The organism is Neobacillus sp. 114 (assembly GCF_030127045.1).
Taxonomy (GTDB): domain Bacteria; phylum Bacillota; class Bacilli; order Bacillales; family Cytobacillaceae; genus Neobacillus; species Neobacillus rhizophilus.
Genome location: NZ_CP126144.1, coordinates 2,988,850 through 3,001,158, shown reverse-complemented (window position 1 = coordinate 3,001,158; position 12,309 = coordinate 2,988,850). Strand labels below are relative to the sequence as shown.

At 38.4% G+C, this 12,309-nt stretch carries 13 protein-coding genes; 11 read left to right on the top strand and 2 right to left on the bottom strand.

The window, feature by feature from the left end; all coding sequences use genetic code 11:
• Nucleotides 1-97: 97 nt before the first annotated feature.
• From QNN06_RS14720 to QNN06_RS14705, 4 genes are all read left to right on the top strand, one after another.
• The gene (locus QNN06_RS14720) at nucleotides 98-481 is read left to right on the top strand and encodes a DUF302 domain-containing protein (protein ID WP_213115650.1); all 384 of its coding nucleotides are present in this window, start codon (nucleotides 98-100) and stop codon (nucleotides 479-481) included.
• Nucleotides 482-749: 268 nt separating this feature from the next.
• On the top strand, nucleotides 750-1,109 hold the full coding sequence (locus QNN06_RS14715) for a rhodanese-like domain-containing protein (protein WP_217034584.1): 360 nt from the start codon (nucleotides 750-752) through the stop codon (nucleotides 1,107-1,109).
• A gap of 48 nt (nucleotides 1,110-1,157) precedes the next feature.
• Nucleotides 1,158-1,934, top strand: coding sequence for a sulfite exporter TauE/SafE family protein (locus QNN06_RS14710; protein ID WP_217034582.1), 777 nt, complete (start codon nucleotides 1,158-1,160; stop codon nucleotides 1,932-1,934).
• Between the two features lie 75 nt (nucleotides 1,935-2,009).
• Complete coding sequence (locus tag QNN06_RS14705) at nucleotides 2,010-2,903, top strand: redoxin domain-containing protein (RefSeq protein WP_213115653.1); 894 nt, start codon at nucleotides 2,010-2,012, stop codon at nucleotides 2,901-2,903.
• A gap of 70 nt (nucleotides 2,904-2,973) precedes the next feature.
• Here QNN06_RS14705 and QNN06_RS14700 read toward each other — a convergent pair whose 3' ends face one another.
• Nucleotides 2,974-3,207, bottom strand: a complete 234-nt coding sequence (locus QNN06_RS14700) for a hypothetical protein (protein WP_284037786.1) — start codon at nucleotides 3,205-3,207, stop codon at nucleotides 2,974-2,976.
• Nucleotides 3,208-3,907: 700 nt separating this feature from the next.
• Here QNN06_RS14700 and QNN06_RS14695 point away from each other — a divergent pair.
• The 7 genes from QNN06_RS14695 (at nucleotide 3,908) to QNN06_RS14665 (ending at nucleotide 10,637) form a co-directional block, all read left to right on the top strand.
• Nucleotides 3,908-5,089, top strand: coding sequence for an acyl-CoA dehydrogenase family protein (locus QNN06_RS14695; RefSeq protein ID WP_284037785.1), 1,182 nt, complete (start codon nucleotides 3,908-3,910; stop codon nucleotides 5,087-5,089).
• On the top strand, nucleotides 5,079-5,951 hold the full coding sequence (locus QNN06_RS14690; RefSeq protein ID WP_284037784.1) for a transporter substrate-binding domain-containing protein: 873 nt from the start codon (nucleotides 5,079-5,081) through the stop codon (nucleotides 5,949-5,951). Before QNN06_RS14695 ends, QNN06_RS14690 begins: the two co-directional genes overlap by 11 nt.
• Before the next feature lie 21 nt (nucleotides 5,952-5,972).
• Nucleotides 5,973-6,680: an amino acid ABC transporter permease gene (locus QNN06_RS14685; protein ID WP_213115657.1), complete on the top strand. Its 708-nt coding sequence runs from the start codon at nucleotides 5,973-5,975 to the stop codon at nucleotides 6,678-6,680.
• Between the two features lie 12 nt (nucleotides 6,681-6,692).
• Entirely contained in the window at nucleotides 6,693-7,406 is a 714-nt protein-coding gene (locus tag QNN06_RS14680) for an amino acid ABC transporter permease (protein ID WP_284037783.1), read from the top strand.
• Nucleotides 7,407-7,428: 22 nt separating this feature from the next.
• Complete coding sequence (locus QNN06_RS14675) at nucleotides 7,429-8,184, top strand: amino acid ABC transporter ATP-binding protein (RefSeq protein ID WP_284037782.1); 756 nt, start codon at nucleotides 7,429-7,431, stop codon at nucleotides 8,182-8,184.
• 145 nt (nucleotides 8,185-8,329) lie between these two features.
• Nucleotides 8,330-9,157, top strand: coding sequence for an SPL family radical SAM protein (locus QNN06_RS14670; RefSeq protein ID WP_284037781.1), 828 nt, complete (start codon nucleotides 8,330-8,332; stop codon nucleotides 9,155-9,157).
• Nucleotides 9,158-9,311: 154 nt separating this feature from the next.
• Complete coding sequence (locus QNN06_RS14665) at nucleotides 9,312-10,637, top strand: cation:proton antiporter (RefSeq protein WP_213115660.1); 1,326 nt, start codon at nucleotides 9,312-9,314, stop codon at nucleotides 10,635-10,637.
• A 137-nt stretch (nucleotides 10,638-10,774) separates the two neighbouring features.
• Here the strand turns inward: QNN06_RS14665 and brnQ are convergent, their stop codons facing one another.
• On the bottom strand, nucleotides 10,775-12,127 hold the full coding sequence (brnQ, locus tag QNN06_RS14660; RefSeq protein ID WP_284037780.1) for a branched-chain amino acid transport system II carrier protein: 1,353 nt from the start codon (nucleotides 12,125-12,127) through the stop codon (nucleotides 10,775-10,777).
• Between the last annotated feature and the right edge of the window lie 182 nt (nucleotides 12,128-12,309).

Sequence of the window (12,309 nt, the reverse complement as noted above, 5' to 3'; positions counted from 1 at the left end):
TTCTTTCGATTCTTAGTAATTGTTAAATGTAGAATATGGAATACTCTACGTGGTGGATTAAAATCGGATATAGAAAAACAGAAGGAGGAAGAAACGAATGTTTGATTTTACGGTTGTTACAAATAAAAATATCGAAGAGGCCATTCAATCTTTGGAGGAAAACCTAAAGGCCGAAAAATTTGGTGTTTTGTGGAAGTTTGATATCAAGGAAAAGCTTCAGGAAAAAGGGCTTGAGTTCGATAAAGAATTTAAGGTGCTGGAGGTGTGCAACCCACACGAGGCGCAAAGAGTGTTAACTAAAAATGAAATGGCTGGATATTTTCTGCCGTGTAAAATTGTTGTTTATAAAAGCGAAGGAAAAACAAAAATTGGCATGCCTAAACCAACAGCACTTATAAATCTTTTACAAGATGATAAGATGAAACAATTTGCAGGTGACATAGAAGACCGCTTAACAAATTGCATAAAGAACAGTATTTAAATTAGCTGAACGACATTTTAATGAAATTCCCAAAAGGCAGATTCACTTAGTAGCTTCCAATTTCCTTAAAAAAAATATAGGGATACGTTTTTTAAGGAAAAAGGGTTTTAAGGTTGTAAGCTATACCATTGTTAAACCAAATAAATTTATTTTAAAGAAAAACTCAATAGAGAAATGCTGTTAAATTAGTTTTAATGAGATAAAGTACATCTTCATATTTTTTTATAAATCCAAATACCCGTATAGGTATAAATATTAGGAGATTTCCATGCAATATTTAAATTACATCATCATAGCTTTATTTATAATCTTTATCATTAAACGGTTCCTGCCAATAAAAGGTGTTACTAATATTTCAACTGCGGAGTTAAATTCAATCTTAAATGATAAAAACAAACAGTTTGTTGATGTCCGAACACCAGGAGAGTTTAAAGGAAACCATATCAAAGGATTCAAAAATATTCCCCTCCACCAACTTGCACAGAAAGCGGAGAAAGAACTGTCGAAAGATAAAGAAGTGGTTGTGATCTGTCAAAGTGGCATGAGAAGCCAAAAAGCAAGTAGCCAATTAAAAAATTTGGGCTATAAAGTAACTAATGTTAGAGGCGGTATGAGTGCCTGGCATTAACAATAAAGGCTTCCGATTAGAGGTCACTTTCCTAAAAAGGAGGACATCATGGATATCAGTTTACTCATTACGCTTTTCCTAATTGGCTTCGTCGGCTCTTTTATATCAGGGATGTTGGGAATAGGCGGCGCCATTATCAATTTCCCAATGTTATTGTATATCCCTGCACTTCTTGGAGTTGGCCATTTTTCAGCACACGAGGTTTCCGGAATTGCAGCCATTCAGGTTTTCTTTGCCACAATAGGCGGTGTTATGGTTTACCGCAGGGGTGGATTTTTGAATAAAACTCTGATAGCTTATATGGGAATTAGTATTTTACTAGGAAGTTTTATTGGGGGATTCAGCTCCACTCACATGCCGGAAAGCGGAATCAACATCGTATATGGTATTTTAGCGTTAATCGCCGTGATTATGATGTTTGTACCTAAGAAGGGCGTAGATGATATTCCGCTCGATCAAGTGAAATTTAACAAATGGCTAGCTGCCATGTTTGCTTTCATTGTAGGAATTGGGGCAGGTATTGTCGGTGCAGGAGGGGCATTTTTATTGGTGCCGATTATGCTTACCGTCTTAAAAATACCGACGAGAATGACGATTGCCTCATCTATAGCGATTACACTTATTTCTTCAATCGGTGCAGTCACCGGAAAAATATCAACGGGACAAGTACCAATTGTACCTGCAATCATCATGGTAGTAGCCAGTCTCCTTGCCTCTCCGATAGGTGCAAATGCCGGAAAAAGGGTGAATACTAAGGTTTTGCAGATAATCATGGGGATATTAATCCTGGCAACTGCAGTGAAGACTTGGATGGAAATATTATGATTAAAAGGGCCAATTTGGCCCTTTTAATATACCCCTTGTAGTATAATAGGTAAAAGCCTTAAAAAAGGAGGGCCTATGCACGTAATACAAATTGGTTCACTTTCTATTTCGCTAAAATGGCTGCTGCTTGGGGTCGGTATACTGATTGTTCTCTTTTTCATCAAATTTTGGGTTAAAAAAACATATGAAGGAGAGTTACATAAGAAAGTATTTGATTTATTGGTGAATACATTAATTTTAGGGTTTTTTATTTGGAAGGGAAGTTTAATCGTTCTCGAACCATCTATTGTGATGAATAGTCCATTATCCTTGTTGTATTTTACTGGAGGAAGCAAAGGTCTGATTCTTGCCATGATCGGTTCCATTATCTATTTCATTCTCAAAGGACGGAAAATAAATATTCCTAATCCGCTTATCAAAAAAATCCTAGCAGTAACTGCTTTATCGGGGCTGATTGGATGGACAATGTATGATTTTGCTACTTCTATTGAAAAAACTGTAAAAGAAGGGGAGTCAAAGCTCAAAAGTTCTGTTGAAATTGGAATAAAAGAAGGAAACAAAGCTCCAGATTTCCAATTGAAAAATATAGAGGGACAAAATGTTCGATTGTCTGATTTTAAAGGGAAGAAGGTAATTTTAAATCTATGGGCAACTTGGTGTCCGCCATGTAAAGCAGAAATGCCTCATATGAAAGATTTCTATCAGAAACAAAAAGGGAAAGATGTTGAAATTGTTGCTGTAAACTTAACCACATCTGAGAAGAATCCTGAAAGCGTTGAACAGTTTGTGAAGGATTACGGATTAACCTTTCCTGTCTTACTTGATGAAAACGGAGAAATAGGTGACGTATATCAAGCCATTACGATTCCAACTAGTTATTTCATCGATACAAATGGTATCATTCATGAAAGAATTGTTGGCCCAATGGATAAAGAAATGATGACAGATTTGATTAATAGTATGAATTAAATAATGGGTTAATGAAATAAAAAGCACATTCTAAGCGGGAGTCTTCCTCTTAGAACGTGCTTTTTTAATATTAATTGTTAATCATACAATTAGTACTTGATTCTTTCTTCATTTGATTTACGCAATCTTTATGCATTTCTTTTAATTGCTTTTCACTTAGCTGCGGGTGTTTATCCTGCATCATCGGCAGCATTTCTTTGAAATCTCCCACCTTGCAAGCAATCTGGTCACTGGTCGCTAAAACGCCAGTACCCAACCCTAGCAATAAGATGATGGTAAACGCACTTGTTGCTATTTTCTTCATTTTTTCGTCCTCCTTAATAGTTGCATTCTTACTACAATTTAATTTTATATTGTTTTTTCAAATACGGAGTGGGGTAATTTTGACAAATAAATTAACTTTTGAAAAAAACGCTATTTTAGCAAACTTTTTAAGCATTTCATTACTTTCTAACACCACGATAGGTTAAAATAAAAGGTGATTATTAAACAGGAGGAATTGAACATGAACATCACAGACCAAGCTCGTGATCTGTTAAAACAAGTGTTCAAAGAAGAGAATGCCAACAACATTCGTATCTTTTTTGAAGGCTTTGGCTGAGGGGAGCCAAGAATTGGACTGGCTCTGGATGAGCCGGATACAGACGATATAATCGTCACAATAAATGAAATCACAGTCGCAATTGACCCTATTTTTGAACCTAATATAGAAGGCCTAACCCTTGACCGAAGCGGAGATGGAAAAGGCATTTCTCTGATTGGTAATACGGGTGCCTGCTGTTAGTAAAAAAGACCTGTCCAGGTCTTTTTTTGTTTATAACACCATGAAAAAAAGTTTAAATTCCTAGTTGACACATTGGATTAATGAAGTTTATTATAAGTGATAGATTCATAATATTTTAAAAATATATTTAATCTGAGCTTAGCTGATCAGTCCACTGAAAGCTGCTTCCATACCACGGGAGCAGTTTTTTTATTTTTAAAGTTTAGGAGGACCGGAAAGGATGCAAGAAATTTTTATTAAAAATAGTAAACAACGTGAGTGGCTTGAACGTCTGTCACCATTGGAACCGGTTTTTAAAGATCGGGCAGCAGTCATTGATCTGGAAGGCCGTTTCCCTCATGAGAATATTCAAGCCTTGCGAAAAATCGGTTATACCAAGGTAACGTTGCCAGAAGAGTTAGGCGGCTCCGACTTTTCCCTTTATGATGCCATTCTTTTACAAGAAAAACTGGGAAGCTTTGACGGCAGTACAGCTTTATCGATTGGCTGGACCTTAATGACAGTGGGAGAATTATTCGAAAATCGTTATTGGAACTCTGAAAAACTCGCATTTTTTGCAGAAGAAGTCAACAACGGTGCGATTATTAACCGAGCCGTGAGTGAAATAGCGACAGGCAGTCCGATCCGCGGCGGGAGGCCAGGAACCACTGCCAAGCAAATAGAGGAAAAATGGGTGATTAATGGCCGCAAGAGCTATACAACCTGCTCACCGGAGCTGGATTACTTCCTAACCTCCGCCTGGATAGAAGAAAAAGAAACCGTTGGCTTTTTCCTTATTCCAAAAGAAGCAGAAGGTCTCTCCATCGAGGAAAATTGGAATGTAATCGCCATGCGTGGTACCGGAAGCCACGATCTAGTATTAGAAAATGTAGCGGTGGATGAATCAGACTTGGTGGAAATTCCAAGCTACAATACGGGGTTCAAATTGAATGGATGGGGTCTGCTCATTCCTGCAGCCTATTTAGGAATCGCGCAGGCAGCCAGGGACTACGCGCTCCATTTTGCCAATACCCACTCGCCCAATAGTATAAAGGGTACGATTGCTGGACTTCCGAATGTGCAGTCCTTGTTAGGAGAGATGGACTTGGAATTATACAAAGCACGATTTGCCCTTTATGGTGCAGCAGAAGCTTACATGGATGATGTACGTAATAAAACCATTACGAATGAAGCGCTAGTAGCCAAACATATCGTGACCAATTCAGCCATTACAGTCGTCGACAAGGCGATGCGATTAGTGGGAGCTAAAAGTTTACAACTGGCCAATCCCCTGCAGCGTTATTACCGGGATGTCCGGGCAGGGCTTCACAATCCGCCTATGGATGATTTAACCATTTCAAAATTAGCTCAAACAGCTATTCAACAATATGAATCTAAGGGAGGAAAAACCAATGAAAATTAATAAGTTATTAAAAATGGCAGCAACAGGAGCAGCTTTATTTACCCTAATCGCAGGATGCAGTTCCACGACAACAACAGGATCAAAGTCAGATTCAGGAGATGCAAAGAAAGAAGTTAGAACCGTTAAAGTAGCGTTTGATCAAGGAGGAAAACCTATTGGATATGTAGATGAAAAGGGTAATCCGACTGGATATGAACTTGAAGTAATGAAATTGGTGGATAAGGCACTTCCAGAATACAAATTTGAATATGTGCCAACATCTAGTGAGGACTTATTGGTAGGGGTGCAGCAGGGAAAATATCAAGTCGGGGTAAAAAATGCCTGGTTTACAGAGGAAAGAACGAAGAGCTATATTTTTCCTAAAGAATTCCTTGGACTTAGCGGCGTCGGCCTTTTGTTGAAAAAAGAAAATAAAGATGTCAAAGATTTATCCGATTTTGCAAAAAAGAAACTTTCATTAGCGCCGATAGCGGCAAGCAATGCTCAATATACCATCGTGGATGAGTATAACCAAGCCAATCCTGATAATAACGTCAAACTGGAGGCCGGAGATGCGTTCTCAGTGGATGTTGTGCAATGGGTAAATGAAGGCCGTGTAGACGGCGGTATTTATTTAGGAGCAACATACGAAAAGCAAGTTCTTGCTAAAGATGGTCCTTATCATAATTTAGCCGATCAGGTTGTCTATAATGAGTTTACGGTTGTCAAAACCTGGCCTTTATTCAACAAAAAAGAACAAGAATTTGCCGATGCCTATGACAAAGCCATTAAGAAATTAAAAGAAGAAAAGAAGACAAACGATATTATGGTGAAATTCTATAATAATGATTTATTTAAACTATTGGATACTGTAAAAAGATAACAACTAAAATGGAGGCAACACATGGAAAAGTATTTTGATGTTACCTACATTTGGGATACACTACCACAGCTTATTCCATTTTTAAAAGTAACGTTTATGGTTGCAGGTCTTTCGGTTTTGTTCGGAACGATTTTAGGATTTATCTTAGCGTTGATGAAGCTGGGAACGAGTAAAATAGCGAAAAAGATCGCCAATTGTTATACCACCATCATAAGATGTACCCCATCAATTGTTCTGTTATTTTTAGTTTATTATGGACTTCCGGCCATAGCTAGTAATTTTGGTACAGACTTGAATACTCTTCAAACTGCTGTCTTTGTTGTCATCACCTTTTCAATTCAATTTGGTGCTTTGATGTCTGAGGTGATGCGAACAGCGTATGAAGCAATTGACAGGGGCCAATTTGAGGCTGCGGTTAGTGTCGGGCTAAGCCCGGCACAGGCATTTAGGAGAATTGTTTTGCCGCAGGCGTTTGTAGTAGCATTGCCCAATTTCGGCAACAGCTTTCTTGAATTAATGAAAGAGGGGTCGTTAGCCTATACCATAGGGCTGGTGGATATTATGGGTAAAGCAAGTCTCATCATATCCAATAACTATAATTCTCATTCATTAGAAATTTATCTTGGATTGTCGCTTATATACTGGGTTTTATCCATTTTAATAGAACAACTCTTCTCCAAGCTGGAGAAAATATTCAGCAAGGGCAAGCAGCTAATCAAAACAACGTAAGGGGGTGACAGAGTGCCGGTCGGCTTGGATTATCAATTTTTAGTTAAAACCTTTTTTATTGCATTATCCGGGGTACCTACAGCATTGATCATTACCATTGTTTCGCTGCTGATTGCCCTGCCTTTGGGATTTTTGCTTGCCTTATCACGGATCAATCGAATTCCTGTCATCAGCCAGCTTGCGCGGGTGTATGTTTCGTTTGTGAGAGGGACACCTGTTATTGTGCAAATTTTTATTATTTTTACCAGTGTCCCATTACTATTAAAGCCAATATTTGAAGAGTACCATGTTAAAACGAATATTTTCGATATCAATCCAATTTGGTATGCATTCATTGTTTTCTCCTTGAATACGACTGCTATATTAATAGAAGTATTTCGCTCCGCTATCAGCACAGTAAGCAAGGGGCAGCTGGAGGCTGCCTATTCCGTTGGGTTGAACAATGTCCAGGCATTCAGGAGGATTATCATTCCACAAACATTGGTCGTTGCATTGCCCAATATTTGTACAGCAACGGTCAATCTCATCAAAGCTACTTCATTAGGCTATGCATTGTCTTTAAAGGAGATTAACTTAAGGGCTCAAGTGGCAGCTAATGTCGGCTACAATTATATTGAATCGTACATCGATATCTTTCTCGTCTATCTTCTTTTATGCAGTTTAGTGGAATACTTATTTAAGCTGTATGAAAAACGGGTACGGAAATATAAAGCAGTGGATGCCTGAAATCAGGATTGGGGGGAAAGTCATGTTAGAGATAAAGAATATCCATAAATCCTTTGGTAAGAATGAGATTCTAAAAGGAGTAGATTTAAAGATTGAAAAGGGGGATGTGGTTGTCATTCTTGGCCCAAGCGGCTCTGGGAAGACAACCTTACTCCGGTGTATCAACTTTCTTGAACAGGCCGATGAGGGGCAAGCCATTTTCGGGGATATGGTTGTGAACCTCAAATCGGCTACCAGAAAGCAAATTCACCAAATAAGGCAAAAGACTGCATTTGTTTTTCAGAATTATAATCTATTTAATAATAAAACAGCAATAGAGAATGTGACAGAAGGCCTTATTATTGGAAGGAAGGTTCCGAAAGCAGAAGCCTATAAGATTGGGCAGCAGGCATTGGAGAAAGTCGGTTTATCAGATAAAATAAATTCCTATCCCAGCCAGCTGTCCGGAGGGCAGCAGCAGAGGGTAGGAATAGCAAGGGCAATTGCATTAAATCCCGATATTATTTTATTTGATGAGCCCACTTCTGCTCTCGATCCCGAATTAGTCGGCGAAGTATTAACCGTCATGAAGACCATCGCAAAAGAAGGAACCACTATGCTAGTCGTGACCCACGAAATGTCTTTTGCAAAAGATGTAGCAAACAAAGTCATCTTTATGGACGGCGGAGTCATCGTAGAAGAAGATGCCCCTGAGAAAATCTTCTCAAGACCAAAAGAAGAAAGAACCCAACAGTTCCTAAAACGGGTCATTCCCGAGGATTATATCTATAATATTTGAGGAACGATGATGAGGCTATAGATTATCAACTTTTGTAGAATCTTAATTATTTGTAATGAAGGGGTCTAACGAGGTTTGTGTCGAATGTGTTGAAAAGGGATAATAGGTACAATTAGTAGAAGAGAGGTGAAATGTGGAAATAAATATGAACATTAATGAAACACTTGTTAAGAAAATCCTTACAGAAGCAAAAGGTTATTTAGATGTTGGATTTACACATTCATTGAATCCATATAGCGGCTGCGCCTTTTCTTGCAGGTACTGTTATGTTAGGGAAATGCCTATCCAACGATTTAAAGGAATTCCATGGGGAGAATGGTTAGACATTAAAACAAATGCAGCGGAGAATTACCGTAATGAAATGATAAAACTTCGCAAGAATAACAAACCGGTGAATATTTTTATGTCTTCTGCAACAGATCCGTACCAGCCAATGGAACGAAAAGCAGGCATTACACGGGCGATACTGGAAGAAATGCTGGAAAACCCGCCTGATTTTCTTCAAATCCAAACACGGAGCCCACTCATCACAAGAGATATCGATTTATTGTTAAAATTAAAAGACAAGTGTAATTCCCTTGTTTCCATGACGATTGAAACAGATAGGGAAGACGTAAAGCAAATTTTTGCACCATATGCACCTGGAATTAAATCGCGGTTAAAAGCGGTTAAAGAAGTTCACGATGCCGGAATATCCACCCAAGCCTCGATTTCTCCCGTTTTGCCATTTACCCCAGATTTTCCAAAAGTATTGGATGGCATCGTGGATCATATTTGGATCGATACACTTAGTATTGGTGATGGTTCGATGGGAAAGCGTTCGGCGAGGTTAGGAATGCCGGCTGTATTTGAAGAGCACGGATTATCAGATTGGTATCAAAAAGATTTACATGTAAGGGTCGAAAAGTTTTTTAAAAAGTATTTTCCTAGCGCCATAATTAGAGTTTCTAAAGACGAAGCTTTCCCAAAATGATTTAGATGAACACCCTTTAAAAATTGTATATATATTGGACAAATATCCATCGTCAACTAGCCCTATTTTAAAATAATAAGTAAGATACCTAGTCCCTTAAAGTACTATCTCCTCATACCTTAAAGCAAATGGGTAATTGAGGAGGATTTTATCAGTGTTTAGTTTAACAGGAACGGAGATAAGTCATTTTCTGCTTGCTATGGGCTGCTTACTTGCCATGGCACATTTACTAGGATACCTAGTGGAACGGATTTTCATTCCACGTGTAATTGGCGAAGTTATGGCAGGATTAGTCCTTGGTCCGACCATTTTAGGTCATTTTTTTCCTGACACCTTTGAATGGATGTTCCTGGGATTTCCCGGAGAGGATAAGTTGTTTGGCCTTCTTTATCAATTTGGTCTGCTGATGTTGATGTTCTGTTCAGGGTTAAAATTTCAGACACATTTTAATAGGGAAGATGCTAAAATTACATCAGCCTTAGTTATTGGGTCAACAATCCCTGCGTTTATTGTTGGTTGGTTTGCAGCTGATTTATTTAACATATCGCCTTATTTAGGAACAGCAAACAATCCACTGGCAATCAAAATCGTCATTGCGATATCCATCGCCATCACATCCATTCCTGTTATATCCAAGATTTTCAATGACCTCGGCATTATGGAAACTCGTTTTGCTAAGATTGTCATTGCCTGTGCCGGGATACATGATATCTTGTTATGGGTTGCACTCGGCTTCGCTACTGCTATTGCCAGCCAGGGAAGTGTTTATACTGCCGGAACAGCTTTTAAAAGCATTGGTATGTCCTTCGGTTTTATCTTTGGAACATTATTTTTTGGATATATTCTATTTAAACGTTTGACCATAGTTAGGCAGAATCTATTGTTCAGATCTTCTAACCTAGGCTACTTCCTGTTCATTATGTTCATACTTGCATCACTTGCCGGTAACCTTCACGTGGAAACGATATTCGGTGCACTCCTTGCCGGAATTGTGGCAAAATTAGCCTTGCCAAAAGCTGTTTCTGAACGTCTTGAACAAGGTGTCTCAAATATTTCCTTTTCATGGTTTATTCCCATCTACTTTGCAACAGTCGGATTGCAACTTGACCTTATAAGACATTTTAACCCACTATTCTTCTTTGGCTATTTATTATTTGCAACCTTAACTCAGACAATAGCAGTATACATCACATCAAGGATTATCAAACAAGATCCATTTACTAGCTTTAATTTAGGATTGGCCATTAACGACCGGGGCGGACCTGGAATTGTGCTTTCTTCTGTTGCGTATACAGCAGGAATTATCAATCAGGAATTTTTCGCAATCCTTGTAATGTTGGCGCTCGTGACATCTTGGTTACCAGGAACTTGGCTGCGGATAGTCGTAAACAAAGGCTGGAGACTAATGCCAGGAGATGAAAATGTAATACCGAAATTAAGAAATGATGATGATAAAATAGCCTCATTTAAATTTAAATAAGGAAATTAAACAAGGAACCAGGGATTCTTGGTTCCTTTAATTAGTTATCAAATCAATTTGATTTCTGATTTTATATACAAACTGGTTTGCAAAAAGAACAATAGAACCACCTAGAAGATATTGGTGGCTCTAATTTATTATTGCATAGCAACCTTTTTGGACCCGTTTGGCCAGAAATAGCCGATAATCGCACCAACTACTGCTGGTAAAATCCATCCAAGACCAATACTGTAAAGCGGTAAATAATTAATATACGAAGCTTTAATGGCTTCGAATAAAGAAATGGTTGCCCCAGGTAAACTGCCAACTAACGTGCTGTAACCATCGAAAAAACTTACGCAAAAGGTAAGGAACATAGACGCTGCATATACACTTTGCTTATGTTTAAAAAATGATGAGCTAAGCGTCAACAAAATCAGAACAATCGCTAAAGGATATAATAGCATTAATACTGGAACAGCATATTGAATAATATTGTTTAGGCCAAAATTGGCGATGATAAATGACACAAGGCATAGGATAAGTACGAACATTTTATAACTTACTTTTGGGAAAATATTATTGAAAAATTCACTACAAGAGGTAATGAGTCCAATGCTCGTTTTTAAACATGCCAGTACAATAATAATCGCAAGAAGGATCGCACCGAATTGTCCAAAGTAATGCTGGGCGACCTTAGCAAAGATTAATCCACCATTATCGAATGTACCAATAGAAGATACGCTTGATGCCCCCATATACGTAATGAGGCCGTAAATCAGCATCATTAGTGCCATAGCAAAAATACCTGATTTCCATGTTGCTTTTGCAATTGTCTTCCTATCGGTGATCCCTTGTCCTTTAATAGCATTGATGACAACAATACCAAATGCTAATGAAGCAAGGGCGTCCATCGTGTTATAACCCTCTTTAAAACCAGTTATAAACGCCAATTGGCTGTATTCACCTGTTGGTGTTCCAAAGTGCCCCATAGGTTTGACGATCGCGATAATAATTAAAAAGAATAAAAATACTAAAAATGCAGGTGTTAAATATTTTCCAATATAGTCTATAATTTTTGCTGGATTTAATGAGAAATAGTATACGATAGCAAAAAATACGAAGCTGAAAAGCCCAAGAGATAAACTGGCCTGCTCTGGATTAATAAATGGTTCGAAACCGACCACGAAAGGTACTGTTGCTGTTCGTGGAATCGCGAAAAACGGACCTATGGTTAAGTAAAGGGCCATTGAGAAGACGACTCCAAATTTCGGATGGACCCGTCCTGCTAATTCACGAAGTCCATTACTTCCGGATAGCCCGAATGCTAAAATCCCCATAAACGGCAAACCAATTGCTGTTACAAGAAAACCAATTAAAGCTGGCCAAAAGTTAGTACCGGCTACCTGTCCCATCTGAATAGGGAAGATCAAATTTCCTGCCCCAAAGAACATACCAAACAGCATTGTACCAATGACTGCGTATGTTGAGAATGATATTTTTTGATGCATGCATGTTGCTCCTTCTAGATGAATTTCATTTATTTTAACACCATTTAGACTAGTTGGCTATCATGAAATGACTGCTGGAGCAAGTTGATATATGCTGATCTTGTATCATATCGGAGGAAGTGGGGGCCATTCCAGGATTTATACTCAACTATCAGAATAGGGGGAAGCGGTCGATTAGCTTT

Excerpts from the sequence above, each read along its gene's own strand:
- QNN06_RS14720 (WP_213115650.1), top strand. The coding sequence starts at position 98 with ATGTTTGATTTTACGGTTGTTACAAATAAAAATATCGAAGAGGCCATT.
- QNN06_RS14685 (WP_213115657.1), top strand. The coding sequence starts at position 5,973 with ATGGAAAAGTATTTTGATGTTACCTACATTTGGGATACACTACCACAG.
- brnQ (WP_284037780.1), bottom strand. The coding sequence starts at position 12,127 with ATGCATCAAAAAATATCATTCTCAACATACGCAGTCATTGGTACAATG.
- QNN06_RS14670 (WP_284037781.1), top strand. The coding sequence starts at position 8,330 with ATGAACATTAATGAAACACTTGTTAAGAAAATCCTTACAGAAGCAAAA.
- QNN06_RS14705 (WP_213115653.1), top strand. The coding sequence starts at position 2,010 with ATGCACGTAATACAAATTGGTTCACTTTCTATTTCGCTAAAATGGCTG.
- QNN06_RS14700 (WP_284037786.1), bottom strand. The coding sequence starts at position 3,207 with ATGAAGAAAATAGCAACAAGTGCGTTTACCATCATCTTATTGCTAGGG.
- QNN06_RS14675 (WP_284037782.1), top strand. The coding sequence starts at position 7,429 with ATGTTAGAGATAAAGAATATCCATAAATCCTTTGGTAAGAATGAGATT.
- QNN06_RS14710 (WP_217034582.1), top strand. The coding sequence starts at position 1,158 with ATGGATATCAGTTTACTCATTACGCTTTTCCTAATTGGCTTCGTCGGC.
- QNN06_RS14695 (WP_284037785.1), top strand. The coding sequence starts at position 3,908 with ATGCAAGAAATTTTTATTAAAAATAGTAAACAACGTGAGTGGCTTGAA.
- QNN06_RS14715 (WP_217034584.1), top strand. The coding sequence starts at position 750 with ATGCAATATTTAAATTACATCATCATAGCTTTATTTATAATCTTTATC.
- QNN06_RS14690 (WP_284037784.1), top strand. The coding sequence starts at position 5,079 with ATGAAAATTAATAAGTTATTAAAAATGGCAGCAACAGGAGCAGCTTTA.